Origin of the sequence: Streptomyces sp. A 4/2, from assembly GCF_940670765.1 — a bacterium.
Classification (GTDB): Bacteria; Actinomycetota; Actinomycetes; order Streptomycetales; family Streptomycetaceae; genus Streptomyces.
Window position 1 is genome coordinate 296,717 of the sequence record NZ_CALNVW010000019.1, and the last position, 26,165, is coordinate 322,881.

The 26,165-nt window shown below is 71.1% G+C and carries 26 protein-coding genes and 1 pseudogene; 13 read left to right on the forward strand and 14 right to left on the reverse strand.

Annotated elements, in window-relative coordinates; translation table 11 throughout:
* Positions 1 to 70 precede the first annotated feature (70 nt).
* Positions 71 to 577, forward strand: coding sequence for a GNAT family N-acetyltransferase (locus NBY69_RS14015; protein ID WP_250301177.1), 507 nt, complete (start codon positions 71 to 73; stop codon positions 575 to 577).
* Positions 578 to 719: 142 nt separating this feature from the next.
* Here the strand turns inward: NBY69_RS14015 and NBY69_RS14020 are convergent, their stop codons facing one another.
* The 7 genes and pseudogenes from NBY69_RS14020 to NBY69_RS14055 form a co-directional block, all read right to left on the reverse strand.
* Positions 720 to 1,475 (reverse strand): class I SAM-dependent methyltransferase, encoded by a 756-nt coding sequence (locus NBY69_RS14020; protein WP_250301178.1) that lies wholly within the window; start codon positions 1,473 to 1,475, stop codon positions 720 to 722.
* 100 nt (positions 1,476 to 1,575) lie between these two features.
* Positions 1,576 to 1,971 (reverse strand): annotated as a pseudogene (locus NBY69_RS14025) (BBE domain-containing protein); the annotation flags it as partial.
* Positions 1,972 to 2,076: 105 nt separating this feature from the next.
* Positions 2,077 to 3,063 (reverse strand): MarR family transcriptional regulator, encoded by a 987-nt coding sequence (locus NBY69_RS14030; protein WP_250301179.1) that lies wholly within the window; start codon positions 3,061 to 3,063, stop codon positions 2,077 to 2,079.
* 435 nt (positions 3,064 to 3,498) lie between these two features.
* Entirely contained in the window at positions 3,499 to 4,296 is a 798-nt protein-coding gene (locus NBY69_RS14035) for a maleylpyruvate isomerase family mycothiol-dependent enzyme (RefSeq protein ID WP_250301180.1), read from the reverse strand.
* Positions 4,297 to 4,525: 229 nt separating this feature from the next.
* Positions 4,526 to 4,885: a hypothetical protein gene (locus tag NBY69_RS14040; RefSeq protein WP_250301357.1), complete on the reverse strand. Its 360-nt coding sequence runs from the start codon at positions 4,883 to 4,885 to the stop codon at positions 4,526 to 4,528.
* 689 nt (positions 4,886 to 5,574) lie between these two features.
* Positions 5,575 to 6,396, reverse strand: a complete 822-nt coding sequence (locus NBY69_RS14050) for a class I SAM-dependent methyltransferase (RefSeq protein WP_250301181.1) — start codon at positions 6,394 to 6,396, stop codon at positions 5,575 to 5,577.
* Positions 6,393 to 6,812 carry a hypothetical protein gene (locus NBY69_RS14055; protein WP_250301183.1) on the reverse strand — a complete coding sequence of 140 codons (420 nt, stop codon included), beginning with the start codon at positions 6,810 to 6,812 and terminating at the stop codon, positions 6,393 to 6,395. The genes NBY69_RS14050 and NBY69_RS14055 overlap by 4 nt, the downstream gene beginning before the upstream one ends.
* 60 nt (positions 6,813 to 6,872) lie before the next feature.
* Between NBY69_RS14055 and NBY69_RS14060 the strand changes: the two genes are divergently transcribed.
* The 5 genes from NBY69_RS14060 (at position 6,873) to NBY69_RS14075 (ending at position 10,531) form a co-directional block, all read left to right on the forward strand.
* Positions 6,873 to 7,100 (forward strand): hypothetical protein, encoded by a 228-nt coding sequence (locus NBY69_RS14060; RefSeq protein WP_250301184.1) that lies wholly within the window; start codon positions 6,873 to 6,875, stop codon positions 7,098 to 7,100.
* An 88-nt stretch (positions 7,101 to 7,188) separates the two neighbouring features.
* The gene (locus NBY69_RS14065) at positions 7,189 to 8,055 is read left to right on the forward strand and encodes a GNAT family N-acetyltransferase (RefSeq protein WP_250301186.1); all 867 of its coding nucleotides are present in this window, start codon (positions 7,189 to 7,191) and stop codon (positions 8,053 to 8,055) included.
* Between the two features lie 248 nt (positions 8,056 to 8,303).
* Entirely contained in the window at positions 8,304 to 8,663 is a 360-nt protein-coding gene (locus NBY69_RS14070) for a hypothetical protein (RefSeq protein ID WP_250301188.1), read from the forward strand.
* Positions 8,664 to 8,760: 97 nt separating this feature from the next.
* The gene (locus NBY69_RS37345) at positions 8,761 to 8,892 is read left to right on the forward strand and encodes a hypothetical protein (RefSeq protein WP_266642408.1); all 132 of its coding nucleotides are present in this window, start codon (positions 8,761 to 8,763) and stop codon (positions 8,890 to 8,892) included.
* Positions 8,893 to 9,058: 166 nt separating this feature from the next.
* Positions 9,059 to 10,531, forward strand: a complete 1,473-nt coding sequence (locus NBY69_RS14075) for a PAS domain-containing protein (protein ID WP_250301190.1) — start codon at positions 9,059 to 9,061, stop codon at positions 10,529 to 10,531.
* A gap of 72 nt (positions 10,532 to 10,603) precedes the next feature.
* Here the strand turns inward: NBY69_RS14075 and NBY69_RS14080 are convergent, their stop codons facing one another.
* Positions 10,604 to 11,374, reverse strand: a complete 771-nt coding sequence (locus tag NBY69_RS14080; RefSeq protein ID WP_250301191.1) for an SIS domain-containing protein — start codon at positions 11,372 to 11,374, stop codon at positions 10,604 to 10,606.
* A 125-nt stretch (positions 11,375 to 11,499) separates the two neighbouring features.
* On the opposite strand from NBY69_RS14080, the gene NBY69_RS14085 reads away from it, so the two are divergent.
* Positions 11,500 to 12,192 (forward strand): metal-dependent transcriptional regulator, encoded by a 693-nt coding sequence (locus NBY69_RS14085; RefSeq protein WP_250301196.1) that lies wholly within the window; start codon positions 11,500 to 11,502, stop codon positions 12,190 to 12,192.
* Between the two features lie 648 nt (positions 12,193 to 12,840).
* Positions 12,841 to 13,707, forward strand: coding sequence for an alpha/beta fold hydrolase (locus NBY69_RS14090; RefSeq protein ID WP_250301358.1), 867 nt, complete (start codon positions 12,841 to 12,843; stop codon positions 13,705 to 13,707).
* Positions 13,708 to 13,832: 125 nt separating this feature from the next.
* On the opposite strand, the gene NBY69_RS14095 is transcribed toward NBY69_RS14090, so the two are convergent.
* The 3 genes from NBY69_RS14095 to NBY69_RS14105 all read right to left on the reverse strand — a co-directional run bounded on the left by NBY69_RS14095 (position 13,833) and on the right by NBY69_RS14105 (position 17,013).
* Positions 13,833 to 15,467, reverse strand: coding sequence for a transporter (locus NBY69_RS14095; RefSeq protein ID WP_250301198.1), 1,635 nt, complete (start codon positions 15,465 to 15,467; stop codon positions 13,833 to 13,835).
* Positions 15,464 to 16,240: an ABC transporter ATP-binding protein gene (locus tag NBY69_RS14100; protein WP_250301199.1), complete on the reverse strand. Its 777-nt coding sequence runs from the start codon at positions 16,238 to 16,240 to the stop codon at positions 15,464 to 15,466. Before NBY69_RS14100 ends, NBY69_RS14095 begins: the two co-directional genes overlap by 4 nt.
* 104 nt (positions 16,241 to 16,344) lie before the next feature.
* Positions 16,345 to 17,013, reverse strand: coding sequence for a bifunctional DNA primase/polymerase (locus NBY69_RS14105; protein ID WP_250301200.1), 669 nt, complete (start codon positions 17,011 to 17,013; stop codon positions 16,345 to 16,347).
* 270 nt (positions 17,014 to 17,283) lie between these two features.
* Between NBY69_RS14105 and NBY69_RS14110 the strand changes: the two genes are divergently transcribed.
* Positions 17,284 to 18,672 (forward strand): transcriptional regulator, encoded by a 1,389-nt coding sequence (locus NBY69_RS14110; RefSeq protein ID WP_250301201.1) that lies wholly within the window; start codon positions 17,284 to 17,286, stop codon positions 18,670 to 18,672.
* A 299-nt stretch (positions 18,673 to 18,971) separates the two neighbouring features.
* A complete protein-coding gene (locus NBY69_RS14115) occupies positions 18,972 to 20,612 on the forward strand; it encodes a hypothetical protein (RefSeq protein ID WP_250301202.1) in 1,641 nt (546 codons plus the stop codon).
* Between the two features lie 125 nt (positions 20,613 to 20,737).
* Here the strand turns inward: NBY69_RS14115 and NBY69_RS14120 are convergent, their stop codons facing one another.
* Positions 20,738 to 22,045, reverse strand: a complete 1,308-nt coding sequence (locus tag NBY69_RS14120; protein ID WP_250301204.1) for an ABC transporter substrate-binding protein — start codon at positions 22,043 to 22,045, stop codon at positions 20,738 to 20,740.
* A gap of 170 nt (positions 22,046 to 22,215) precedes the next feature.
* Between NBY69_RS14120 and NBY69_RS14125 the strand changes: the two genes are divergently transcribed.
* Both NBY69_RS14125 and purU read left to right on the forward strand, forming a co-directional pair.
* Positions 22,216 to 22,662: an SCO4402 family protein gene (locus tag NBY69_RS14125; protein WP_250301359.1), complete on the forward strand. Its 447-nt coding sequence runs from the start codon at positions 22,216 to 22,218 to the stop codon at positions 22,660 to 22,662.
* A 30-nt stretch (positions 22,663 to 22,692) separates the two neighbouring features.
* Complete coding sequence (gene purU, locus NBY69_RS14130) at positions 22,693 to 23,544, forward strand: formyltetrahydrofolate deformylase (protein WP_250301206.1); 852 nt, start codon at positions 22,693 to 22,695, stop codon at positions 23,542 to 23,544.
* A 68-nt stretch (positions 23,545 to 23,612) separates the two neighbouring features.
* On the opposite strand, the gene NBY69_RS14135 is transcribed toward purU, so the two are convergent.
* Both NBY69_RS14135 and NBY69_RS14140 read right to left on the reverse strand, forming a co-directional pair.
* Positions 23,613 to 24,830 carry a zf-HC2 domain-containing protein gene (locus NBY69_RS14135; RefSeq protein ID WP_250301210.1) on the reverse strand — a complete coding sequence of 406 codons (1,218 nt, stop codon included), beginning with the start codon at positions 24,828 to 24,830 and terminating at the stop codon, positions 23,613 to 23,615.
* Positions 24,827 to 25,408, reverse strand: a complete 582-nt coding sequence (locus NBY69_RS14140) for an RNA polymerase sigma factor (protein WP_250301212.1) — start codon at positions 25,406 to 25,408, stop codon at positions 24,827 to 24,829. The genes NBY69_RS14135 and NBY69_RS14140 overlap by 4 nt, the downstream gene beginning before the upstream one ends.
* A 282-nt stretch (positions 25,409 to 25,690) precedes the next feature.
* Between NBY69_RS14140 and NBY69_RS14145 the strand changes: the two genes are divergently transcribed.
* Positions 25,691 to 26,089, forward strand: a complete 399-nt coding sequence (locus NBY69_RS14145; protein ID WP_250301213.1) for an STAS domain-containing protein — start codon at positions 25,691 to 25,693, stop codon at positions 26,087 to 26,089.
* Positions 26,090 to 26,165 lie beyond the last annotated feature (76 nt).

Genomic DNA, 26,165 nt, shown 5'->3' on the forward strand with positions numbered 1-26,165 from the left:
GTGACCGACCGGTACGGCGAGCAGGGGAAAATGCGGCGGCACTCTCCAGCAGGCCATGGACAATGTGTCCATGCGTATGCGACACGTGCGCCTGGAGGAACTGCCGCTCCTCCAGGACATCGAAAGGGCCGCCGGACGGTGCTTCCGGGACATCGGGATGCCGGAGATCGCCGACGACGAACCGTTGCCGCTCGATGAGTTGGCCCGCTACCGGCACGCCGGTCTCGCCCGGGTCGCGGTCACCGATGCCGACACTCCGGTTGCCTACCTGATCGCCGACCGCGTCGACGGCAACCTCCACGTGGAGCAGGTCTCGGTGCACCCGGACAGCGCGCGCCACGGCATCGGCCGGGCCCTGCTGGAGCGTCTGGCCGAGCAGGCCGTGCGCGAGGGGGTGCCCGCCCTGACGCTCACCACGTTCATCGAAGTCCCGTGGAACGCCCCGTACTACGCGCGCTGTGGCTTCCAGCTGCTGGATGACAGCAGCCTTACTCCTGGACTGCGGAAGATCCGCGAGCAAGAAGCGGCGCACGGATTGGACCGGTGGCCTCGGGCCTGCATGCGACGGGTGCTGTGACGCCTGGGCGGCTCGCGCGTGAGCGTGGGCGAACCTGCCGACGGTGATGCCGCAGGGGCGGCGACGCGGAGGCTCGCCCGCGAGCGTGGACGAACCTGGTTCCGCCGTGGACATGAGGCGCCGGTCAGCCGGTCGGCGCCCGTCACTCGACCGGCTTCTCCCACACCGAGATGTGCTGGGTGCTGTCCTCCGTGAAGGGTTCGCGTGCCCAGCCGCCCCAGCGTTCGCGCAGGCGCAGCCCCGCGAGCTGGGCCATGAGGTCCAGCTCGGCGGGCCAGACGTAGCGGAAGGGCGTCGAATGGGCCTCGCCTCGACCGTCCTCCGTGATGTCGATGTAGTGGCAGGTCGCGTCCTGCGTGACCGTGTCGTAGACGGTGTAGGCCCACCCGGTCGGGCTCGTGTGGAACGGGACGATGTTCTGCCCGGCCGGGATCTTGCGCAGCTCCGGGACCATGACCTCGATGACGAAGCAGCCGCCCGGCGCGAGGTGCCGTGCGGCGTTGCGGAAGCAGGCGACCTGGCCCTCCTGGTCGGCCACATTCATGATCGTGTTGAAGACCAGGTACGCAAGAGCGAAGGGCCCGTCCGCCTCCGTGTCCACCGTCGTGGTGGTGAAGTCGCCGATCGAGACGCCGATGTCCCTGCCCTCCGGCTTGGCGTGCAAACGGGCCACCATCGCCCTGGACATGTCGATGCCATGGACCGGAACGCCCCGTCGCGCGAGCGGCACGGCAATGCGCCCCGTGCCGATCGCCAACTCCAACGCCCGGCCACCATCAGCGAGTTCGGACAGAAACCCCACGGTCCTGTCGATGGCATCCGGTTGGAACTCGGAGCCCGTGGACTGGTCGTACCGGTCAGCTACTGCTTCTCCGAAGTACCCGTCTTCATCAGTCACCGCCGGACGATATCCCGGTGCCGGGCCCCGGTGCAGATATTTTCGCGGCCGAGAGCAACAACTGGCCCCCCGGAGGCGGCCGTTGACATGGACGGGGGCCTCACCGGCCGGGAAGCTGCACCGCGAGGGCATGGTGGAAGACGTTGCGCGGGTCCCAGCGCGCCTTCACCCGCTGTAGGCGCGGGTAGTTGTCCTTGTAGTAGAGGGTGGTCCAGGGCACCCCCGAGGTGTTCCACGCGGGGTCGGCCAGGTCGGTGTCCGGGTAGTTGATGTACGACCCGTCGCAGTTCCTGCCGGACACGGGTACGCCTCCGGTGTCCTGGTACACGTCACGGTAGAAGTCCCGTACCCAGGTGAGGTTGGCCGCGTCGTCGGCCTCGTCGGTCCAGATGGTGTGGAAGTCGGCCTTCATGACCGCGTCGCGCTGGGCCACCGCGGTCGCCCCCGGCCGGACCGTGTTCACCTGGCCTCCGTACCCGAACAGTTCCAGGGAACCGGCCATCAGGCGTGTACGGGACGCGAGTTCACCCGTTTCCGAACGCGTACGGCTGCGTTCGTGCGCGTACCGGGCGTACGGGATTCTGACCTGGGCCGACCGTCCTCACGGGGTCCGGGTCAGGGCGCGCAGGGCGTCGACCCGTTGGTGTACGTGGTGCGCTACCGCCGATGCGGCCGGTTCGGGTGGGGTCGGCGTACCGGGGCGGCAGGTGCGGCAGAGACCGTCGGGGAGTGCTTCGGGGCGGCCGGGGGTGCCGCACTTGGTGCATTCCACGAGGAGGCGCGGCGGTGCGGTGCTGGTGTTGGTGGTGGTGGGCCGGTGTGGTGGCTTCTTGTCCGTGAGCCTGCGGCGGACGAAGCCCCGGGGCGAGATGATCGGTTCGGCCGGGAGTCCTGTGGTGAGGGCCTGGACGAGGTGGGCGGGGGTGGCACCGCGCTCCAGCCACTCCTGTGCGAGACCTTCCAGGGTTGCGCAGTCGGCAGCCGAGAGGGCTAACCGGGGGTCGGTGCAGCCGAGTTGGGACAGTGCGTCGTACGCGGGCGAGGGGCGGCCGGGGTGTGGTGCCGGGTCCGGTGCCGGGTCTGATGCAGGGTCTGGTTCCGGCTGCTGCGGTACGGGGGGCGGGGCGGGCGCGGGGCTCGCCGATACCTGCGTCTCGGACGGGGATCGGCCGTCCTCGGCGGCAAGGAAGGTGGTCCACCATTCGTTGTCGCGTGCGGTCCGCGACCAGAACGTCCGGAAGACCCAGCGGACTTGGTCGCCGTCTCCGGCCAGGCGGCGGATGCGCCGCAGGTATCCGGCGACGGACAGCGCCGTGAGGGCCGTGCTGACGGCTTGCTGTCCGTAGCGCGGGAGTTGCCGGGCGAGGGTCTTGACCGTCATCGCCGCGCCCTCGGGCAGCCGGTCGATGAACGCGGCGATGTACCGCTCACGCTCGGGCAGAAGAAGGAAGTCGTCCGTACGGCGGGGAGCCTGGTCCGGGGCGGAGCGTTTGCCGTAGCCGGGAGCTGCCATCGGATGGGCGGTGGAGGGTACGGATGATGCGGATGCGGGCGCGCGCAGGGCGGCGCTAAAATTCTCGTTAGCCACGGGATCGTCCTGTTCGATCTTGAGGTGAGACCCCGGCTTGGTGCTGAGAACACCGCGTCGGGGTCGCTTAGTTGTCGTTGTCGGAACGGTAAGCAGCCGCGCCCGCGCGCCGCAAGTTGGTCCCAACTAGTCGTACTTACGCGACGCAGCGGGGTAGGGAGGGGCGGGGAGGACTTCCCTAACCCCCACCCACCTACCAGACTTGGGAAGAAGCTCGACCCTCGAATCCCGCGTCGCGGCTCTCGAATCCCGAGCCCCGAGCTTCGGGCGCACCGACCCCGTACGTACCCCCGAACGAGTGACCGGCCGCTTCACGTGAGGCCCCCGGCCCTCGACTCCCGAGTCTCAAGTCCCGAGTTCCGGGCGCGCGGTCGCAGGTCCGGGCTGAACACGGCGATATCGGCGGCGTTGCGCCGTGGCAGCAACGGTCACGGCCTACTCGCCCGGGTCCCAGGCGCTGAGCTGGTCGAAGAGGCGTCGGTCGCCGTCGAGTTGCAGGGCGTTGAACGGGATGCGGTCGTGCAGGATGAGGACCAGCTCGCTGGCCGTGCCTCGGGCGGAGGCGTTGGCCGCGTCCGGGTCCTGGCCGGCAGCGGTGGCCGATATGGTGCCGGGCCCGGGGAGACGGGTGGTGCGTGCGCCGTCGGCGGAGAGCAAGAGGCGCCAGGAGCGGCCCTCGGAGGCGTGGAAGTCGATGGCAGCGGGCTTGTGCGGCCAGGCACTCGTCGTTGCGACGCAGGTGGACAGGAACTCGTCGACACCATCGAGCGCCACCTCGGCCGGCAGCGGCTGCGGGGCACCCACGGTGATCTGGGCGTCGTACGTGTGCACCGCGAACTGCTGGAGCTGGTGCCGAGCTACGGCACCGGAGGTATGCGGCGACTGCGAGGTCTCCCACCACGTCCAGCAACCGCGATCCGGGCCGGCCTCCCGCAGTGCGTCCACCAGTTGCTCCGTGGACTCCGCCAGCCAGGCCAGCAGGGCCTCGCGCTCCCGAGGCGCAGCCGGGGCGCCCTCCGCTGCGGACTTGGCCGGAGCAGGTCCTGCGGCGACGGTGGCGGCCCAGTCGCGGCGCCCCTCGCCGATGTGCTGCGCCAGATCGAACAGCGTCCACTCGGGGCAGGTCGGCACCTGTACGTCGAGGCTGGGCGCGGAGGCGACCGCGGCGCGGAAGGCGGTCGACCGTTCGTCTATCAGTCGCAGCAGGTCAGGAAGCTCAAGATTCTTTTCCACACCGGCTTTCTACACCGTGCTCCGATCAACCGGAATCGGTTTTTCACGGCCGACGCTGCGGACGCGCAGCACGGCCGCGAGGCACTCGGGTGACGCGGTGTCCTACTCGGACCGAGCGAGCTTCGGCAACGAGAGCACCGCGGCTACGAGGCGTGCGGTAGTGGTGGAGCGGCGCCCGAAACCGTCGTAATACGGAGTGTGCGTGTGGCTCCGAAGCGTTCCTGATCGGTCAGTTGAGCGCCTTCTCGATGGCTTCGAAGATGTCGGCGTCGGTCTCCTGCTGCCAGGACGGCAGGTCGGGCCAGTCCGCTACATAGCCAGGCTTCGGGTCCTCGAAGTGCTTGAACATCTGGGCCGTCCAACACGTCGCGACGAATCGGCTCTTCTGCTCGCGGGACAGCCTCGACGTGTGGCCGGCGCTGAGCTCGATGAACTGCTGGACCTGGTCGTGGACCGATCCGGCGGCTTCCCGCTCCCACTGCGGGGTGTCGTCCCACGGGGTGACGTAGCCGGCCTTCGGCTCTCCGGGGAAGTGCTGGTGCACTCCCGCGATCCAGGTTTCCCGGAACAGTCGTGCACCTTCGGTCAGAGCGTTTTTCAGTGCGCCCTCCGCCAGGTCGAGGCGGCCGAGCTGTACGTATCGCGATCCCCGCGCCTCGGCGAGGCGCGTGTCATCGAATCGGAGCCGTCCTCCGTTGGCGCTGTCAGCACTGAGCTCGCGGACGGTCTCCGCCCAGTCCATGGCGCGCTCGCACCTTTCCAGGTCGCCGAGACCCGCGTACGCCTCGGCCTGGACCGAAGCCACCCAATGCCGCGTCGAGAGGTTGTTGTCACCCCGGACCGCCAGTCGTTCGGCCACGCCGAGCATCTGCGCTGCCTGGTGGTAGCGCTGCTCAGACATGTCCACGTAAGCGTGACGGACGAGCGCGCACGCCCACGGGTCGTACTCTTTCGCGTCCTTGCTGATTGACGCCGCCAGCGAGTACGACGCGGCTGCGTCGGAGTACCGGTTGCCGTCGAACGTCACCTCGCCGGCCAACTGGAAGAGGTCGGCAGCCGCGTTGAGTAGAGGGCGGGTGCTTCCGCGTTACCTGCAAGGGCCTCGTTCAGCGTCGTCAGCTGGTCGCGGATGACGGGGTAGACGGAACCCTTGGAACGAGCCAGTTGATAGACCTGCAAGCGTGTTCGGCCTGGCTGACCTGCTCGTTTCCCATCCTCGGGGCTCCTCGCTGCCGATGGCGGTACACACCTGGCCCGCTGTTCCGCGAGAGGGGGGTTCTACCGTCGGGGCCCTTGGCAGACGAGTATGCCGCCCAGACAGGTCGCCCGAAATGCGCCCTCTGCCTGAATGGCCTCCTGGACCCGCTCTCGGGCGCGCTCGATCGTCTCCTGGAACGGAACGCCCATCTTGTCCGCCCAGGCTTCGTAAGAGGCCAAGTGGGCGACGACCGGTTCAGCGTCGGTCACCTCGATCACCCCGGGTAGAGGGATCGTGCGGATGTCACCGAAGACCGCGCCGAGGATCGCTGGGGCATCCTCCAAGGTGAAACGGGCGGACAACTGAAATCGACCCGGCCCTTCCGGAGTACCCAGCACATCCCCTGCGGCCTGGCGCCAGAGGTGTTCCAGTTCCCTCTTGTCGGTCCGGCTGTTGGTGGAGACGATCGCGATGCCGCCGGGTTCCAGGACGCGGCCCAGTTCCCGTACGGCCTGGGCCTGGTCTTCGACGTGGTAGAGCATGTGCAGCGCAAGGGCCGCGCCAAGTGCGCCATCTGCGATGGGCAGCTGTTGGGCGTCCGCGACGACGGCTCCGGGGATGGCGTCGAGAATGCCGTGGGAGACGTCCACGGGGAGCACGCTCAGTTCGGGACGGTCTTCCCGCACACGGGTGACGAACTTCCCGTTACCGCAACCCACGTCAGCGACCACACCGCGTACGTCGGCCAGTTCGTTCACGACGATGCCCGGTAGGTCGTGGCTCGGGGTCTGCCATTGGTAGAGGGACTGACGGGCGGCCAGGTGCTGACCCGTGCCGTACGCCTTGGTGGAGAGAAGACTGCGGTCGGTGACCAACCGGTCGTGTGAGGGCTTCGCGGTCATCGTGGCTCCGTCGGGTTGCTGGCGAGAGCGGGACGGACAGTCACCTCGTGAATGTGCGCGCGGAGATCGACTGCCGACTGTGCGCCACGGTACGGGTCGCTTCCGAGGAGCGCGGCCAGATTGCGAAGCCTGATGGTGATGCTCGCCGTGTATCCGTCGGCGGTGAACACCTCCGAGAGCTTCGCACCGGCTCCCTCGACCTCACCGCTGGCAAGGTAGGCCGTGGCCAGGTCCAGATGGGAGGCCTGTAGATCGCCGGGGGAGCGGTCGCCTTCCGGCCCGGCCCGGTACAGCTCCACGGCGCGATCGGACGCGCTTATAGCGTGCCGGATCTGCTCGTCGCCCCCGACGGCCAACAGGGTGGTCCCGGCGTAGGCCCACTGCTTGGCCTCGGGAAACGAGAAGACCCCGGGCAACTCGTCGGGTCCCGCAGCACCCCGTGCCTCATGGGCCAGTGCAAGTATCCTCAGCGCGCTGTGGTTGTCCCCTTCGGCTGCGCGGGCCCGTGCCTCCAAGCTCAGCAGCCGAGCCTTGATCGTTCCCGTACCGGGGCCTCGACCCTCGCTCTGCCCGGCCTGCCGCCCTCGGCCCGCCGAGCGGCTCTGCCCGTCGCGACCGCGTCGATCACCGCCGTCCACGACCTCGACGTGATCGTGGAGAGCGCGGAGTGCTCCTGCGACGCCGGTGACGACAACCCCCACTGACCGGCACGATCCGGTCAACTCCGTTCAGGCCCCGGCGTGCTCGCGTCGGGGCCTGAGCCCTGCCCGGCTCGCCGCTAGGGTGCCGCTCATGTTCTTCCGCTGGGACTGGCTCCGGCCCCAACTGACCGCGCCGATCGTGCCGGCCTTCGGCCCTGTCCACCCCGATGCCCTGACCGCCGGCCTCTTCGAGGACGTCCTGGGAGCGGCCGTCACCGGGGACTTCCTGCCCTACGACAAGGATGGGCGCTGGGGCGGCGAGAAGGACGAGAAAGTTCTCCGCGAGGACGTGGTGCACCAACCCGAGCACACCCTCGTCCCCACCCTGAATCGGCGCGGACGTGGCACCGTCAAGGTCTTCGCCTACGGCCTCTGCGACAACGTCGTGGACGAAGCGGCCGAACTGGCTGCGAAGCTCGCAGCCGCGCATGACATGGTCAACGCCCGGGTCGTACGACCCCTCGGTCCCGAGACCACACACCTGCGTGGCACCCGCATCCAGCTGAAGGACTTCACCGCAGGCCTCTGCCCCGCCCCCGGCGGCCCGGTCTGCCCCGTCACCGACTGGCCGACCACTGTGCAGGAGACCTTCGCCCCCTTCGCCCAGGCCATGGCCGCTGACGGCCTGGCATTCCTCCGCACGCAGATGCAGGCCGGCCGGTGCGGCCCCGTCCTTGCCGCCGCCGTTGCGGACCGCATCGTGGGTGCGATCGGCCCCATGGAGGTACGGCCCGACGCCATCGGGCGCCCTCAGCTCATGCCTCAGTACTTCGCCGTCCTGCCCGAGGCCCGAGGCCAGGGCCTGGGGCGTCTCCTGTGGCGGGCCGCCATGCACTGGGGCGAGTCCCATGGCGCCGCCTACCAACTCCTCCAGACTGAGGTCGGCGGCCCCTCCGACAGGCTGTGCCAGGCAGAAGGACTGACCTCTCTCGGTTTCACCCACACCACACGGGCGTAACCGCTGGATCCAACGGCGGAGAGGCGCTCGAAACCGTCGTAATACGGCGTGTGGATGTGGCGACCGCCGGATGATGAGTGATGAGTGGAGGCCTGCACGCCCCCGCTGCCGCAGTTCACCGATGGCGATGACCGGGGGGAATCTTGCTGAAACTGGACGCTCCGAACGGCAGTGTGGCCGAGTCCGCGATCTCCAACCACGATTACCCGGAGTCCTTTTCAGGGCGTACCGGCCCGGGATGGAGCTGGATGTGGGTTCCGTTTCCCTTCAACTCCCAATTTGTGCAGGCACGGTTCGACAGCAGGGTGTACCGGCGGTACCAGACGGCACACACCGACCTCCGGGCCTTCATCGGTGAGAACCTCGTGGGGAACGACGAGCGCTGGTCAAAGGCCGCCGTTGCCGCCCTCCGGGACGTCACCGCGCAGGAATTCGTCCTGGTCTGCTCGCACGTCTGGGCGTTCGCCTCGTTCGAGGTCCGCGCGGGCGGGAGCGCGGAGGCGGGAACGGCCTTCTACAACGGGTGGGTGGGTGCGGTGAACGCCGATCCGCGGGCCTCGTACGCGCTGATGACCTCCGGGAAACCTACGCTCATGGTGTGGGGGTGAGCGGGGTGCCCGACGGTCACCGTCGGCCCGGTCCGGGGGATGCGGACTACGTACGGCTTCGCCTCGATGCGGGCACGAGGGCATAGGCTTGTCGGCCATGGAAGAGACTCCGCACGAGGTCGGCGCATGGCGTCAGGGACGGAATCCGCAGCGCCGGAAGGTCGGGGTGCTCGGCTGGGCGTTGCTGGTGTTGTTGCTGGTGGCCCTGTTCACCCTGTGGCCGCGCTGAGCCGATCCGTTCGCCGGGAGGCAGCGGGCCCGGACTTGGCCTGAGATCGCTTTTCCCCGCAACGATTTCCGAAAGTCGAGTGTGGGCCGCGTCACGTTCGCGTTGAATGATCTGACGTGCGGTACATGCGGTTCACGCGGAGGACGCTTCCTGTTGGGGGTGCCGGATGAGTGGTTCCCGGATCGAGACGAGCAGTGCGCTGGGGCCCGACGAGCCGGAGCACGATGCGGGCTCCGTGGGCGCCTCGGCGGTGCCGGGTCCCGCCCCGGGAGTCTCTGACGAGTCCGGCCGCCCCGGCGCCGATCTGCTCGCCGCGCTGCTCGACGGGATGGACGCCGCGCTCTGCGCGTTCGGCGCGGACGGGGTGATCACCCACTGGAACCGTGAGGCCGAGCGGATCCTCGGCTGGTCCGCCGGCGAGGCCGTCGGGCGGGCCGGTTTCGCGGGCTGGGCGGTGCGGACCGCCGACGCCGACGAGGTGCACGGCCGGCTGATGGCGGTGATGGACCGGCCGGGTCGGCAGGTCCACGAGTTCGCGCTGCTGCGCAAGGACGGCGGGCGGGTGCTCGTACGGACCCAGTCCGCCGGGGTGCGCGGCGCGGACGGGACACCGGCCGGGGTGTACTGCGCGTTCAGTGAGGTCCATACGCAGATCGATCTGGAGCGGGCGATCGCGCTCAGCGAGGCGATGTTCGACGACGCTTCGTGGGGGGTGGTCCTGGTCGATGCCGATCTGCGGCCGACCGTCGTCAACGCCCATGCGGCGCGGGCGCTCTCCACCGGGCGTACCACGCTGCTCGGCCGTCCGCTGGGCGAGTTGATCGTGCAGGGCGTCGAGGAGTTGGAGGGTGCGCTCCAGCACGTACTCGCGGAGGGGGCGCTGCCCGCGCCCGCCGAGATGTGGGTGACCGTACGGACCGCGGAAGGTGAGCGGCGGCGCTGCTGGCGCAGCGGGTTTCTGCGGCTGGCCTCACCGCTCGCGGAAGAACCGGTTCCGCTGGGGGTGGGCTGGCTCTTCCGGGACGTCACCGCGGCCAAGCAGGCCGAGCAGGAGGCGGACCAACTGCGCTTCCGCGGCAATCAGTTGACCCGGGCTTCGCGGACGGCCGCCGAGTGCGAGGATCCGATGGAGGCGGCGACGGCGTATCTGGACTTCGCGCTCGCCGGGTTCGCCGACCATGCGCTGATCGATCTTGCTCCCCGGGGTGGGGAGAAGGCGGACAGCTCGGGTGCTTCGGACGGGCGGTTGGTGCGGGTGGCCGAGACGCCGTCCGGGGGCGCGCCGGGCCCGTGCCTGCCGGGCGCGGGCGCCCTTCCGGTGCGGTACGCGGCCGGGCATCCGGCACGCCAGGCGGTGGACCGGGTGGGCGCGGTACGGGCCAGTGCGGCGGCGGCTTCCCCGGCGGCGGAGTGGGCGGTGGAGCGGCGGTGGCCACGGGACACCGCGCACGCGCTGTGCGTGGTGCTGCGGAGCCGGGGGAGGACGCTGGGGGTGGTGACGTTCCTGCGCGGGGCGAGCCGCAGCGCGTTCGAGCGGCCCGACGCGGTGTACGCGGAGAGCGTGGCGGTACGGGTGGCTTCGGCGGTCGACCTGGCGCAGGCACTGGCAGCGGGCGGCGGGGAGCGGGACGGACGGTAGGGCGCGAGGGGGAAAGGGGGAGAGGGGGGCGCGGGCAGGGCACGGCCCGCCGCGCCCGCCGTGCCCTCGGTGTCAGTGCCGGTAGAAGATCCGGTCGCCGTACTCCGTCATCACCCGGCGGTTCCACTCGTGGCCACCGTCGACGTTTCCGGACCGCAGTAGCGGCGGCTCGATGCCGCGCCGGGCCAGCTCGCCCGCTGCGGACGCCATCATCGCCTGCATCAGCGCGCTGGTGACCACGGTCGAGGCGGGCGCGAACGGTGCCTCGACGCCCTCGGCGGTCAGCTCCGCGTCACCCACCGCGATCCGGCTGTCCAGCACGATGTCGCAGTGGTCCTTCAGGAAGGTGCCCGAGGAGTGCAGGGACGTGGTCTCCTTCGCGTACGCGACCGAGGTCACGCCGATGACCTTCATGCCCAGGGCGCGGGCGTGCGTCGCCATCTCCACCGGGAGGGTGTTCCGCCCGGAGAGCGAGATGATCACGAGTACGTCCCCCGACTGCGCCGGGCCGGAGTCGAGCACGGCGCCCGCGAGGCCGCCGACGCGTTCCAGGGCCGAGCCGAGCGTGGCCGGCATGACGTCGACGCCGAGGGTGCCGGGTACGGCGAGGATGTTCATCAGGGCGAGACCGCCCGCGCGGTAGACGACGTCCTGCGCGGCGAGCGACGAGTGGCCCGCGCCGAAGGCGAAGAGCCGGCCGCCCGCCTCCACGGTGTCGGCGATGGCGGCACCGGCCGCCGCCACGTTCTCCGACTCCTCGTCCCGGACCTGCCGCAGCAGGCCGATCGCGGCATCGAAGAACTCCCCGGCAAGGCTGCTGCTTCCGCTGCTCTCGCTGCTCATGCCGATCACGGTGCGGTCCGGACCAGTGTGGTGTCAATACCGCTTCGGCACGCGCGGCCCGGTTGTCGGAGGTATGCGTCAGAATTGGATGAGGGCCAAAGCAGTAGCGGAACATAGGGGCACGTATGAGTGGGCTGATCGACACTACGGAGATGTACCTCCGCACCATCCTCGAACTGGAGGAGGAAGGTGTGGTTCCCATGCGGGCCCGGATCGCGGAGCGGCTCGACCAGAGCGGCCCCACGGTGAGCCAGACCGTGGCGCGTATGGAGCGCGACGGTCTGGTGGCCGTAGCCAGCGACCGGCATCTGGAGCTGACCGAGGAGGGGCGCAGGCTGGCGACGCGCGTCATGCGCAAGCACCGGCTGGCCGAGTGTCTCCTCGTCGACGTGATCGGCCTGGAGTGGGAGCAGGTCCACGCCGAGGCGTGCCGCTGGGAGCACGTGATGAGCGAGGCGGTGGAGAAGCGGGTGCTGGAACTGCTCCGCCACCCGACGGAGTCTCCGTACGGGAATCCGATTCCGGGCCTGGAGGAGCTGGGCGAGAAGGCCGAGGCGGATCCCTTCCTGAACGAGGGCATGGTGAGCCTGGCGGAGCTGGACCCGGGTGCGGACGGGAAGAACGTGGTCGTACGGCGGATCGGTGAGCCCATCCAGACGGACGCCCAGCTGATGTACACGCTGCGTCGCGCGGGTGTGCAGCCCGGCTCGGTGGTGAGCGTCACGGAGTCGCCCGGCGGGGTACTGGTCGGGAGCGGCGGGGAGGCCGCGGAGCTCAACCCCGAGGTGGCTTCGCACGTGTTCGTGGCCAAGCAGTAGTCCGCTTCGTGGCCTAGCAGTAGTCCGGGCAGTAGTCCGCGCGGTAGTCCGCGAGGGCCGGAGCCGCTTTGCGCGGCAACCTTCTGCAACCCCTGTGCAATGGCGCAGGAACGGCCCCGGCTGTGGGCAACCCGTGCAAGGCTGAGGCTTGTGACCTGACGGCTGCCGGTACGACTCGGCTCGCCCGTCCGGTCGGGGAGGGAGCAGGTGGATGCGTCCGTCGCACACGCACCGCGTCTCACAAGGGGAGGGCCCCGGCGCTCTGGAGCGCCGGGGCCTGACCTCCCCTGTCCCGACCTGGAGCCCCGAGCTCTCAAGGTCGGTCGTGCCGGACCCTCATCCCCGAGTGGTCCGCCCCCGCAGAAAATCTCCCCTGGCCAGCAACCCTCAATCCTTGCGGGGTGTCACTCGAAGGTGGGGTGTTGCGCGAGGAAACCGCGTTTTCGAATGCGGGTTCGATACTCTGCGGTGTGGCGACATCGACCACAGGATCGACCACAGTGGCGAGCACAGGGGCGAGCAGAACGGCCACTGAACGGAACGGCCACGAACGGCCACTGAACGGGAACGGCCACTGAACGGCCACGAACGGCCTGCGGCACTTGCGGGGCCGATCCACTCGGGGGACTGAAGGGGGTGCCAGATCACATGGTGCGGCGCATCGACGTGACCGGACCGGACGGCGTACACCTTGCTGCCTGGGAGTTCGCCGACCCGCCCAAGGAGCCCGGCAGTGACGCCGAGCGTGCTCCCGGCGTCTTACTGCTGCACGGCCTGATGGGCCGCGCCTCGCACTGGGCGTCCACGGCGCGCTGGCTCTCCGAACGCCACCGCGCGATAGCCCTCGACCAGCGGGGTCACGGCCGCAGCGACAAGCCCGCCGACGGTCCGTACACCCGCGATGCGTACGTCGCCGACGCCGAGGCGGCGATCGAGCAGCTGGGCCTGGCGCCCGTGACTCTCATCGGCCACGCGATGGGTGCGCTCACCGCCTGGCAGCTCGCCGCCAAGCGCCCCGACCTGGTCCGGGCCGTGATCATCTGCGACATGCGGGCCTCGGCCCTGGGGACGGCCACCCAGCGCGAGTGGGAGGACTGGTTCGCGTCCTGGCCGGTCCCCTTCGCGACGCTCGCCGACGTCCGGAAGTGGTTCGGCGAGGACGATCCCTGGGTGGAGCGCCCGAACCCGGCCAGGGGCGAGTTCTTCGCCGAGGTCATGGCCGAGCAGGCCGACGGCTGGCGCCCCGTGTTCTCCCCCCGCCAGATGCTGAAGTCCCGCGAGACCTGGGTCTTCGACGCGCACTGGGAGGAGCTGGCCCAGGTCCGGTGCCCGGCCCTGGTGGTCCGTGGCCTGGACGGTGAGCTGGGCCGCGCGGAGTCCCAGGAGATGGTCCGGGTGCTGACCCGCGGTGAGTACGCGGAGGTGGCGGACGCGGCCCACCTGGTCCACTACGACCAGCCCGACGCCTGGCGCGCCGCGATAGAGCCGTTCCTGGACGCGGTGGCCGTGAAGTAGTCCCGGGGCGACCGTGACCGACGGACCGACGGACCGACGGACCGACCGGCCGACGGACCGACCGGCCGACGGACCGACCGGCCGACGGACCGACCGGCCGACGGACCGACCGACCCCCGGTGCCGTCAGCCCTTGCTGACGGCCGTCAGGATCTCCGGGAGCCGGGAGGCCGCCTGCGGTGCGGCCACCCGCAGGCCGGCCCAGGCGGCCAGCGCGCCGTACCCGGTGCCCACCGGCAGCAGGATCCACAGCAACGGCTCGTTGCCCGTGGTGTGCAGCGTGATCAGCAGGACGATCACCGGGGAGCAGAGCAGCGACGCCGAGACCATGCCGCCGAAGATGGAGATCCAGGCGAGGCCCGCCTGGCCGGGGGCCACGTTCTTGTGGGCGTTGTCCTGGGGGATCGAGTACGGGAAGCGCGCCGAGGTCACGGCGCCCGTCGCCAGCATCGCGCCGAGCAGCGCGAAGGCCAGGCCCATCGCCTCCGGCAGCGCCCGCCAGTCGCCGAGCAGCCCGGCCGTGACGACGGTGACCAGGGCGGTGTACGGGAGGGTGACCACGAGCAACGCCAGTGCCCGCGAACGCAGTTCGGTGTAGGCGTCCTGCGGGGTGGAGATCGTCTGCGCGACCATCCAGAACGCCGAGGTGTCCTGGCCGAACTGGTTGTACATCTGGATGCCGAGCATCCCCGACGCGAAGCAGGAGAAGTAGATCGACCCGCTGCCCTGGACCGCGTTGAGGACCGGGACGATCAGCCCGATCGCGAGCGATGCGATCCAGGCGGCCTTGGTCTTCGGGTCGCGCCAGATGTAGCGCAGGGTACGCAGCATCACGGTGCCGGTACGCCCCTCCGGGAGGAAGCGGGAGAGGCCCGCCGCCGACTCCTTGCGGCTCGGTTCGCCCGCCGCGATCGTCGAGCCGTCCGGGGACGTCATCAGCCGGACCAGGGTGCGCTGCCAGGCGAGGAGGAGCACCACCAGGGCCGCGGCGGCGATGAGGAGTTGGGCGGCGGCCTGCCCGTACGAGCCGCGGCCCGCCGAGTCCACCGCGCCGATCGCGGACGCCGGTGGCAGCCACCGCACCACGTCCCCGGCCGGGTCGAGCGCGGAGAGCCCGCCCGCCCTGCCGAGCCGCTGGACGCCGAAGTTGACCGCCTGGATGCCCACCGCGATGACCAGGCCGCTCAGTACGGCCAGATCGCGGCCCTTGCGCGAGGTGAGCAGCCGGACGTTGGCCGCCGCGACCGTCCGGGCCAGCGCCACACAGACCAGCACCGTGAGGGGCACCGCGACCACCGCCACCACCGCGCCCGCCGGGCCCGTCGCCACCGCGACGGCCGAGCCCAGGACGAGGCAGAGCGTGAACAGCGGGCCGATGCCCACGAGTGAGGTGACGAGCAGCGCCCGTACCAGCGGTTCGGGGCGCAGCGGCAGCATCACCAGACGGCTGGGGTCCAGCGTCTCGTCGCCGCCGGGGAAGAAGAGCGGCATCGCCGACCAGCCCACCGCCAGGACGGTGACGAGGATGACGGTCAGGGTGCCCGCGTGGGCGTTGCCGTGCAGGGCGATCAGCCCGAGGAGCAGCAGCACGGCGAGGAACAGTGCGAGCACCACCGAGGCGAGGTACGCGGCCCGGCGGCCCGACGACTGGCGCAGGCCGTTGCGCAGCAGCGACAGCTTGAGCCGGACGAAGACGGCGGTGAGGGGTTCGGCGGGTTGCTGGACGGTCGGCCCGGCGGGCGCGACCGGGGCCGCGGTCATCGGGGGCCACCGCCCAGCCAGTCGAGGCTGTCCCCGGTGTTCCTGCCGTGCGCGCCGACCAGTTCCAGAAAGGCCTGCTGGAGCGAGGGGGCGGCCCCGCGCACCTCGGCGAGCGGACCCTGCGCGCGGATGCGGCCCGCCGCCATCACCGCCACCCAGTCGCAGAGCGACTCGACCAGCTCCATCACATGGCTGGAGAAGACGACGGTCGCACCGGAGTGCGTGTAGCGCTCCAGGACGGTGCGGATCGTCTGGGCGGACACCGGGTCGACACCCTCGAACGGCTCGTCCAGGAAGAGCACTTCGGGGTTGTGGAGCAGCGCGGCGGCCAGCCCGATCTTCTTGCGCATCCCGGTCGAGTAGTCGACGACCAGCTTGTGCTGGGCGCCCGCCAGGTCCAGTACGTCCAGCAGCTGGGTCGCCCGTTTGTCGACCTCGGTGCCGGGCAGACCGCGCAACCGCCCGCTGTACGCGAGGAGTTCACGTCCGGAGAGGCGCTCGAACAGCCGCAGCCCCTCGGGCAGTACGCCGATCCGGGACTTGACCGCGACCGGGTCCTGCCAGACGTCGTGACCCGCCACCTCGATGGTGCCCTGATCGGGCCGGAGCAGCCCGGTCACCATGGACAGGGTGGTGGTCTTGCCCGCGCCGTTCGGCCCGACCAGACCGATGAACTGGCCTGCGGGCAGTTCGAGATCGATCCCGGCGACCGCGATCTGTTCCCCGAACCGCTTCCACAGTCCCTCTACCCGTACGGCTGCCTGGTCCGGCATGGTGCAGCGCCTCTCGGAGTCCCAGCTCTTGGGGCCACCCTACGGGCGGACGCTGCACGACCCGGCGTTCCCGGGCGGTCGGACCCGTTGCGGGAGGGCAGGTCCTACGCGCGGCGGTCCCGTGTCTCCTGGCCGCAGGCGTACGCGAGCGGGCCGGTCAGCTCGTCCGCGTCCGGCAGCCAGCGGTTGGCGGCCGTCGGGCGGCGCACCCACTGCACCGCGCCGCCCGCCCCGACCCGGGTCGGCGGCGCCGCCAGGAAGCCGCCCTCGCCCCGCACCGTGAGGTCGATCGCCGCCGGGTCCCAGCCCAACCTCCGTACCAGGAACGGCACTTTGGCGCCGGTGCCGGGAAGTACGAAGAACTGCATCCGGCGGTCGGGCGTGCGGGTGACCGGACCGAGCGTCACCTCCATGCGTTCCATCCGCGCCAACGCCAGGAATCCGGCCGTCTCGGGGACGTCGACGGCGTCGAAGGCCCGCCCGGTCGGCAGCAGTACGGAGGCCGTCGGCTGCTCGGACCACTGGGCGCGGGCGACGACGGCGCTGCCGGTCGCCTGCGCCGCCCAGTCGGGGCGCGTGGGGTGCGCGCCGGGCGCGGAACACCCCGTATCGGCGCAGGAGCACCGTTCGACACCCTCTTTCGCCACCAGCCAGGTGCCGGAGAGCACGTCCCAGTGCCGTTGTTCGGCGTACCGTACGGCGGTGTCCAGCAGCGTTTCTCCGCGCTGCCCGGGGATCTGTGCGGCTTCCGTGCCCGTGGTGGTGTCATTCACGTTCAGCTCAACTCCCGCTGTCACCCGGGGTTACGGGCGCACCGCACCCGTCGCGGGGGCGGGCTCCCGGCATATGGGGCGCATGGAGGCACGAACGGGGGCGCGTACGCGAATGCACCCCGCGAGCGGGTATCCATGCCGATGTCCATCTGCGGGGGTGCACGGAGAATGCCGGGATTACTCCCGCTTTTCAGCGCATTCTCCCGACATTTGCCGGGCAGTGATCAGCCTGACCGCATCATTGATCGCCGCACGTCTCAGGGGGTACTCATGGCCGCCAGGCCTCTCGTCGCCCGCCAGCCGAACGAACGGCTGCAGACACTCATCCAGGAAGCGGGCTGCTCGAACGCGGGCCTCGCCCGCCGCGTCAACATGGTCGGCGCGGAACGCGGTATCGATCTCCGTTACGACAAGACGTCCGTCGCGCGATGGCTGCGCGGGCAGCAGCCCCGGGGCCGGGCACCGGGCGTCATCGCCGAAGCGCTGGGCCGCAAGCTCACCCGTACGGTCACGATCGACGAGATCGGCATGGCCGACGGCAAGAACCTCGCGTCCGGCGTCGGGCTCCACTTCGCGCCGACGGTGATCGGTGCGATCGAGCAGGTCTGCGAGTTGTGGCGCAGCGACGTGGGGCGCCGGGACTTCCTCTCGGGTTCCACGGTCGCCGCTTCGGCGCTGGTCGAGCCGAGCCGCGACTGGCTGATCACCGGCGCGGACCCACAGGTGGCGCGGGCCGCCGGGGCGCGGGTCGGCAGGTCGGACGTCGAGGCGGTGCGGGCCACGACCGCCGCGCTCACCGAACTCGACCACCGTTTCGGCAGCGGACATGTGCGCCCGATCGTCGTCCACTACCTGAACAGTGTGGTGTCCGGGCTGCTGGCCGGTTCGTACCGGGACGGGGTGGGCCGGGAGTTGTTCGGCGCGGTCGCCCGGCTGACCGAACTCGCCGGGTACATGGCGGTCGACACGGGCCAGCCCGGACTTGCCCAGCGCTACTACATCCAGGCCCTGCGGCTGGCCCAGGCGGCGGGCGACCGCGGTTACGGGGGATATGTGCTGGCCGCCTCGATGAGCCATCTCGCGGCCCAGCTGGGCAACCCGCGCGAGATCGCCCAACTGGCGCGGGCCGCCCAGGAGGGCGCGCGCGGGCGGGTCACGTCCCGTGTGGAGTCGATGTTCTACGCGGCGGAGGCGCGCGGTCACGCGCTGATGGGTGACGCCCGTACGACCCAGGCGGTGGCGGCCCAGGCGCTCGCCGCGATGGACCGCGCCGAGTCCGGCAAGGAATCCGGCGACGACCCGGAGTGGATCACCCACTTCGATCCCGCGTACCTGGCCGACGAACTGGCCCACTGCCACCGCGATCTCGGCCAGGGCGCGGCGGGTGTCCGGCGTGCGGAGGAGGCTCTGGCCGGCCTCCCGGTGACCAAGACCCGCCGCAGGGCGATCGGCCTGGTGCTGCTGGCGACGGCGCACGTCCAGGAACGAGAGGTGGAGGAGGCCTGCCGGACGGGGACGCGGGCGGTGGAGCTGCTGAGCACGGTGCGCTCGCACCGGGGGGCGGACTATCTGGACGATCTGCGGGAGCGGCTGGAACCGTTCGGGGAGGAGAAGTCGGTGCGGGAACTGGGGGCGCGGATGGAGATCCAGGCGGCGTAGCGGTTGTCCGGGACCGCGCCGGGAACGGGGGCGGGAACGGGGGCGGTGGGCGGCCATCGACCGGACAGGTCCTGGACCCGGCCGGTGGCCGTCGTCGATCTCCGGGTGACCACCTGGTGGGGGCGGGAGGGAACAAGCCACGCGAAGCGCCCGCCCGCCTCCACCGCCCCCATATCAGCGCCCCGCACGGCCCATGTGTTACATCCCACACCCCGGTCCGGCGCCCCGTGGCAGACGCGTCGGTTCACCCGGTAGCGTGAACCGACGATTCCGTAGGTCCACGTGCAGTAGGAGTCCCGGTGACGCAGAACGGACAGGGCGACGAGCCGCAGCTTCCCGCTGTACGGCGCGCGCACGAAGGTGTCGTACTGCCCTCGGACGGAAGTGGGCCGTGGGTGCCCGAGGTTGCCGGTGAGCACACGGTGCCCGCCGGTGGGCAGCCGTGGGGTCAGCCCTGGGGGCCGCAGGACGCGCAGGCGCTGCCGCCGCAGCAGATACCGGCGCAACAGCCGCAGTCCCAGCCGTACATGCAGTCGCCCCACCAGCCTCAGGCGCTGTCCCAGCCCCACCAGCCTCAGGCGCTGCCGCAGGCGCAGCAGCCGCAGCAGCACCTCCCGCAGCCGCAGCAGCACCTCCCGCAGCAGCCGCAGCAGCCGCAGCAGCACCTGCCGTACCAGGCCCCTCAGGCCCCTCAGGCCCCCCAGGCGCAGCCGATGCCGCAGATGCAGCACCCGATGCACCCGCAGGCGCAGCCGCAATCGCCTTCGTACGCCCAGCCGTTGCCTCCCGAGGCCGTTCCCGGAATGGGAATGGGGCTGGGGCTGGGGGACAGCGACGCCACCCAGTTCATCGCGCCCATCTCCGTACCGCCCGAGAGCCCGGCGGAATCGACGCAGTTCCTCGGCCACCACCCGCAGCCCGGCGCGGCCCCCGGTTCGGACGCCGACGCGACGCAGTTCCTGCCGCCCGTCCCGGCCGCGCCCGCCGCCGCTCCGTACGACATCAGGCCGGGCGCCCCCGAGGACCGCGTGCCGCCCGCCGAGTTCGACAGCCTCTTCCGTTCGGACGCCGCGTCCGGCCCGCAAGCGGCGGGTGAGACACAGCAGTTGCCGGTCTTCGACGCGCAGCAGCCGTACGGGAACGACCGCCCGGGGAACGGCCCGGCAGGGAACGGCCCGGGGAACGGCCGGGGGAACGCCCCGTACGGCAACGGTGCGTACGGGCAGCAGCCCCCGCCTCCGCCGCAGCAGCAGTACGCCCCGCAGCCCCCGCCGCCCGGCTCCCGCGCCGCCGCCGGCGCGGACCGGCGCAGGTCCTCCCGGGTGCCCCTCATCGCCGCGGCCGTCGTCGGTATCGCCGTCGTGGGGCTGGGAGTGGGCGCACTGCTCAGTGGCGGCGGTTCGGACACCAAGGACGACAAGCAGCCCGCGGCCTCCACCGAGACCGCGGCGTCGAAGCCCGCGCAGGCCGCCGAGGACCCCGCGAAGGCGCAGGCGGTCGCGCTCGACAAGCTCCTCGCCGACAGCAACAGCAGCCGCTCCGCGGTGATCGCGGCGGTCGCCCACATCAACTCCTGCCAGAACCTGGACCAGGCGGAGCAGGACCTGAGCGGCGCGGCGAAGCAGCGGCACTCGCTGGTGACCCGGCTGGGCGCCCTCTCGGTCGACCAGCTCCCGGACCACGCGCAGTTGACGTCCTCCCTCACCACGGCGTGGAACGCGTCGGCCACCGCGGACGAGCAGTACGCCGCGTGGGCCCGCAACGTCGCGGACAAGGGCAAGAAGGGCTGCAAGCACGGCCGCGCCAAGCGGACCGAGGCGGCGGGCCGGGGCGACGCGGCCAGTGGTCAGGCGACCGCGGCGAAGAAGCAGGCGTCGGGCCTGTGGAACACCATCGCGGAGAAGTACAGCCTGACGACGCGCAGGGTCGACCAGCTCTGACGGTGCCAGGGCCGGCGGAAAGGCCGTAACCCGGCGGGACGGCTCTCGCCCCGGCGGGTGGCCGTCACCCCGGCGGGACAGTTCACCCGCCGGGGGACAGGACCGCCCCCCGCCGGGCCGGGCCGTCACCCGGTGAGTGAGGCTTTCTCCAGCGTCGGCCCCACATCCACCGCGCCCTTGCGCAGCGCCACCAGCCGCCCCTCGCGCACCACTTGGTACGTCACCTCGCGGTTGACGAGCCGCGGGAAGTCCCGGGACGCCAGCATGTCCTGGACGCCCCAGCGCAGCGTCGGGGTGAGCCCGCCCGTGCGGACGGCGAGTCCGCCGTCCAGCGCCCGGGTGAGGTCGTCGGCCGTGACGCGGTTCCTGTCGAGCGACTCGACGGCCTGCTTCAGCGCGGTGTACGCGATCCAGGTGGTCTGCACGCCCGCGTCGGCCGGGTCGAGGCTGTTGTCCCCGAAGGCGTACTCCGTGATCACGTCCCGCATCGGCTGCCAGCGCGCGTCCGTGGACTCCGGGTACCAGCCGGTGACGTACGCCCCTTCGTAGGGGCCGTTCTTGCCGCCCGTGCTGTCGACGACGCCCTGCCCGATGCTGCCGAGCACCGAGGCGATCCTGACCTGCTGGCCGGGGCGCTCCAGTCGCCGGAAGGAGTCGAAGAAGGTTTCCGTACGGCCGCCGAGCGCCGCCGTCACGCACCCCTTGGCCGCCTGTTCGGCCGCTCCCGCCCGGCCGAGCCGCGCGGGCTCGTCGGGCCCGGCGCCCACCGCCCGCAGCGCCGCGGCGGCCTGGGCGCCGTACTCGCCCGCGTTCTCGGTGGCCCGGATGTCGGCCGCCGGGGCCTTGCCGGTCTCGGCCAGGCCGGTGTCGAGGAGGACGGGGAGCTCGTCGCCGTCGACGGTCTCGGGGCGGACCAGCGCGACCCGTTCGCAGTCCCGGGCGAGCTGTTTGCCGTTGCCGGCCAGCAGCGCCGCCTGGCCGCCGTTGACCGGGTAGGAGAGCGCCGAGCGGAACTCCTCCGTGGAGACGCCGTAGCCGCCGAGGTACGGGATGCCCGCCGCTTCGAGCACCGGCATGAACGACTGCCCGTAGAGGCTGTACGAGCCGACGACCGCGACCGCGCCCTCGGTGACCGCCCGCCGGGCGCAGGTCCCGGCGGCGATCAGCTCGTTGCGGTCGTTGCAGGTGATGATCCTCAGCCGGTGCCCGTCGATGCCGCCCCGGGCGTTGACCGCGCGGGCGTACGCCCTCGCCAGGGCGGGCATTCCCGGCATGTTCGTCCCGCTGGTGCCCTCGGGTGCCCAGGTCATGACGGTGAGGGGCTCCCGGGAGCCGCCCGAACCGCCCGGCAGTACCCCGCAGCCGGTGAGCGAGGGGACCACGACGGCGGTGCTGAGTGCGAGGACGGTGAGGAAACGTCGCCAACCGGTCATGGACCGGAACACTTCCGCCCCAGGGGTAACGCGACGGTGGTCGGGCCTCGACACAGGGTGACGGCAGGGTGAATTGCGGGGGTCCGACAGGCGCCCCGCGCCAGGAACGTACGATCGAAATCGTGCAAGGTTCCCCGAACGCTTCCCGCCGCGGCCGTAGCTCCACCACCATGGGCGGCATGCCGCTCACCGACATGCCGTGGTGGCGCTGGCGCGCCAATGTGCGCTCTGCGCTGCATATGCTCTCCGACCCCGTCTTCCACCAGGAGTTCTGGCTGACCGGCCGTGAGGAGTACGGGGACGTCACCGACGCCGTGTACCGGCTGGTCGAGGACACCTGGCTCGACAACTGGTCCGCCGAGAAGTACGTCGGGACCGTCTTCCGCGATTCCGGCGAGGCCGCCCTGGTCGATGTGGCCGTGCTGCGGGTGCTCCGCATCATGCACCAGGTGGGCGCGGACGCCCAGGTGTCGGTCTACATGGAGCACCACGGCTGGCCGGAGGCGGTACGGGCCGCGCGCGAGGCGCACGTCAGGCTGGCCGCGGCCGACGGTGACGACCCGGACGTACCGCCCCGCACCCTCGAAGTGCTCCGCATCGTGACCGGCGCCGCCTGACGGCGGACAGGTTGTGGCACCCTACTGGGCATGACCGACCAGTACGTCCTCACCCTTTCCTGCCCGGACAAGCAGGGCATCGTGCATGCCGTGTCGAGCTCCTTGTTCATCACCGGGTGCAACATCGAGGACAGCCAGCAGTTCGGGGACCGCGACACCGGTCTCTTCTTCATGCGCGTGCACTTCGCGGCCGAGCAGCCGGTGACGGTGGAGAAGCTGCGGGCCGGCTTCGCCGCCGTCGGCGACACCTTCGGGATGGACTGGCAGATCCACCGCGCCGAGGAGCGGATGCGGATCGTCCTGATGGTCAGCAAGTTCGGCCACTGCCTGAACGACCTGATGTTCCGCTCCCGTACGGGTGCGCTGCCGGTGGAGATCGCCGCGGTCGTCTCCAACCACCCGGACTTCGCCGAGCTGGTCGGTTCGTACGGGATTCCCTTCCACCACATCCCGGTGACGAAGGACAACAAGGCCGAGGCCGAGGCCGAACTGCTGGAGATCGTCCGCAGGGAGGACGTCGAGCTGGTGGTGCTCGCCCGCTACATGCAGGTCGTCTCCGACGATCTCTGCAAGGCGCTGAACGGCCGGATCATCAACATCCACCACTCCTTCCTGCCGAGCTTCAAGGGCGCGAAGCCGTACCACCAGGCGCACGCCCGGGGCGTGAAGGTGATCGGCGCGACCGCGCACTATGTGACGGCGGACCTCGACGAGGGCCCGATCATCGAGCAGGAGGTCCAGCGGGTGGGCCACCAGGTCACCCCGGACCAACTGGTGGCGATCGGGCGCGATGTGGAGTGCCAGGCGCTGGCGCGGGCGGTGAAGTGGCATGCGGAGCACCGGATCCTGCTCAACGGCAGCCGTACGGTGGTCTTCGCGTAACCCCCGGGCGCGCCCGGCGATCCCGGGCCTTTCGCGAAAGGCCCGGGGCCCGGGGGCGGAGCGCGCGGCTACATCCGGCTCAGCGAAGCCGCCGCGAAGAGTACGTCGCGGATCGCCTCCCGGTCTCCCTCCTGACCGGCCACCGCCTCCTCGGGCTTCACGTGTCCTGCCGCCAGCTGGCAGAACTCCACGCCGTCCAGCGCCACATGCGCCACCGCGTGGTCCGGTGAGCCCGGCGCCGGGGAGTCCAGGGCGATGTACCACTCGCCGCCCCCGATGCCCTCGATCTCCAGCCGCAGCGAACGGCCCGGTGTGCCCGCGACCGGTTCGCGGGGCGGGCCCGCCAGGCCGGTGCTGCGGCGGCCCGCCAGGGTGACCGGGAGCATCCGGGCCGCCAGGTCGATCATCCGGTAGAGGTGCGCGGAGGTCGGCGGGTCGTACGGATAGTCCACCGCGTTCGCGATGTCGTCCGCGTGCACCCAGCACTCGAAGGCCCGGTCGAGGAGCGAGTCGCCCAGCGGGAGGGCGAAGCCCCCGTACGGTACGGCGAATTCGGTGGCCCGGGGGCCCGCGAAGGAAGCCGCGCGGATCAGCGAGTGGGACTGCGCGCGCCACGGCTCCCGGATCGTCCGGGTCGCGGGCTCGGTGAGCGTGCGCCAGTACCGGGCGGTGCGCTCCGCCGGGGAGCGCGGCGCGTCGTCGCCGAGGGCGCCGTTCAGGCCGTCGTCGAGTCCGAGCGCCGTGGACACCAGGCCGTCCACGGCGAGCAGGTGACCGATGACTCCGGCCACCGTCGTCCGCCGGGAGGTCGGGTGCTCCTCCTCGAACCACTTCAGCCGGACCGGGGCGTGCCACTCCGCGTCGCCGAAGTCGTTCAGCAGGGCGTCGAGCCTGGCGGTCTCCGTCTCGTAGGGCGCGGCCCACTCCGGTACCGGGATACGGGCGGGCCTTCGGCCCAGGCAGCCCTGAAGGACCCGGGAACGCAGCAGCGGGTCGAGGTCCAGGCTCCGCTCGGTGTGCAGCAGCGCCACCGCGTCCCGCAGCCGCAGCGCCTCTTCGGCGCAGGGCGCGCACTCGGGGAGATGGGCCTCGACGGACTCCGTCTCCTCCGGCGAGCAGGCCGACAGCGCCCAGGCCCCGAGCAGCGAGCGCAGCACCTTGTGCGAGAGCTCCACCGGCGGCGTGGGCAGGAACGCGAGGTCGTCGGCGGCCCCGCGTGGTCCCGGTATCCGCGAGGGGAGTTCCTCACCGGGGCGTCCGGACCGCTCCTCGGCCGGCCCGGTCACAGCGCACGGCCGTATCCGGGCGGTGGCGCCCCGTCCGCCGGGCGGGTGTTGGCCGTGGAGAGCAGCTGGAGTCCCAGCCGCAGCCGTCTGCGCGCCTCGTCCTCGGTCACGCCGAGGTCGGCGGCGGTCTGCCGGTAGTCCCTGCGCTGGAAGTACGCGAGTTCCAGCGCCTTCCGCAGCGGAGCGGGCATGGAGGTGACGATGTAGTCCGCGCGGGCTGCGGCGGATGCTCTGCGCACTTTCTGCTCCAGCTCCTCCGTGGTGCCTTCGCCGCTGGTGGCGAGTGACGCCGTCTCCGCCAGCCGCAGTTGCTGAACGGCCTGCCGGTGCGCGAGTGCGGCGACCCAGGACCGCATCGGTCCGTGCTTGGGCTCGTACTCGTCGGGGTGCTCCCAGATGTGGACGAAGACCTCGCGGGTGATCCGGTCGGCGGCCTCGTCGTCGTCGAGCACGCGGTGGGCCAGGCTGTGTACGAGGGACGCGAACCGGTCGTAGAGCTCTCCGAGCGCGGCGGCCTCGCCCCGTGCGAGTCGCTGCTGCATCCTGCGGTCCCAGCGGGGTGGTGCGTCCTTCGGCATTAGGCCCCCAAACATCTGCCCCTCGTCGCTCCGACAGTAGTCGGACGGGCAGTGGAGTGCGCCTCTTTGCACCAAGTGCGGCCTCTGGGCGGCCCGAGGTGGTAAAGGGGCCGACAGCGACAGCTTTTGGCCAGACCTGGGCGGTCAAATATGATCTTTCTGTCCGAAACCTTCCGCGTGTTCCCTGTGCGCACGGTGTTTCATGAGGGGGTGGTGGGGCAGCCGCGAGGTGGAACGGAAACTTCCGGATCTTCCGGACCGACAGCTGAAAGGTCCAGTCCCGTGATGCTGAACGTGAGGGAAGCCGAACACGGTGTATGGCTCGTGCTGCGCATATCGGGCGAAATGGATCTGGTCAGCTCGCCCGCTGTCCGCCAGCGCGTGCACGACGCGGTCGCGGTCGGCTGCCACGACGTGGTGCTCGACCTCTCGGACGTGGTGTTCTGCGACTCCAGCGGCGTCAGTGTCCTGATCGCGGCCCGCCGGCTGATGCGCTCCTGTCAGGGACGGCTGCGGCTGATCCTGCCGTCCGACGGTTCGGTGGGCGGCATGTCCGGCCGGGGCGGCGCCGCACACGTCAACAAAGTGCTGGCCGCGCTGGGCGTGCGCCGCCTCTTCGACGTGTACGCGGACGTGTACGAGGCCACGGCGGAGGACGACGCCCACCCGATCTCGGCCTGACCCCGCACCGGGCGCCGCCCACCCGATCTCGGCCTGACCCCGCACCGGACAACGGCCGTCAGCTGTCGGCCCGCCC

Excerpts from the sequence above, each read along its gene's own strand:
- NBY69_RS14015 (WP_250301177.1), top strand. The coding sequence starts at position 71 with ATGCGTATGCGACACGTGCGCCTGGAGGAACTGCCGCTCCTCCAGGAC.
- NBY69_RS14050 (WP_250301181.1), bottom strand. The coding sequence starts at position 6,396 with ATGACCGCGAAGCCCTCACACGACCGGTTGGTCACCGACCGCAGTCTT.
- NBY69_RS14065 (WP_250301186.1), top strand. The coding sequence starts at position 7,189 with ATGTTCTTCCGCTGGGACTGGCTCCGGCCCCAACTGACCGCGCCGATC.
- NBY69_RS14070 (WP_250301188.1), top strand. The coding sequence starts at position 8,304 with ATGTGGGTTCCGTTTCCCTTCAACTCCCAATTTGTGCAGGCACGGTTC.
- NBY69_RS37345 (WP_266642408.1), top strand. The coding sequence starts at position 8,761 with ATGGAAGAGACTCCGCACGAGGTCGGCGCATGGCGTCAGGGACGGAAT.
- NBY69_RS14075 (WP_250301190.1), top strand. The coding sequence starts at position 9,059 with ATGAGTGGTTCCCGGATCGAGACGAGCAGTGCGCTGGGGCCCGACGAG.
- NBY69_RS14080 (WP_250301191.1), bottom strand. The coding sequence starts at position 11,374 with ATGAGCAGCGAGAGCAGCGGAAGCAGCAGCCTTGCCGGGGAGTTCTTC.
- NBY69_RS14085 (WP_250301196.1), top strand. The coding sequence starts at position 11,500 with ATGAGTGGGCTGATCGACACTACGGAGATGTACCTCCGCACCATCCTC.
- NBY69_RS14090 (WP_250301358.1), top strand. The coding sequence starts at position 12,841 with ATGGTGCGGCGCATCGACGTGACCGGACCGGACGGCGTACACCTTGCT.
- NBY69_RS14095 (WP_250301198.1), bottom strand. The coding sequence starts at position 15,467 with ATGACCGCGGCCCCGGTCGCGCCCGCCGGGCCGACCGTCCAGCAACCC.
- NBY69_RS14100 (WP_250301199.1), bottom strand. The coding sequence starts at position 16,240 with ATGCCGGACCAGGCAGCCGTACGGGTAGAGGGACTGTGGAAGCGGTTC.
- NBY69_RS14110 (WP_250301201.1), top strand. The coding sequence starts at position 17,284 with ATGGCCGCCAGGCCTCTCGTCGCCCGCCAGCCGAACGAACGGCTGCAG.
- NBY69_RS14120 (WP_250301204.1), bottom strand. The coding sequence starts at position 22,045 with ATGACCGGTTGGCGACGTTTCCTCACCGTCCTCGCACTCAGCACCGCC.
- NBY69_RS14125 (WP_250301359.1), top strand. The coding sequence starts at position 22,216 with ATGGGCGGCATGCCGCTCACCGACATGCCGTGGTGGCGCTGGCGCGCC.
- purU (WP_250301206.1), top strand. The coding sequence starts at position 22,693 with ATGACCGACCAGTACGTCCTCACCCTTTCCTGCCCGGACAAGCAGGGC.
- NBY69_RS14140 (WP_250301212.1), bottom strand. The coding sequence starts at position 25,408 with ATGCCGAAGGACGCACCACCCCGCTGGGACCGCAGGATGCAGCAGCGA.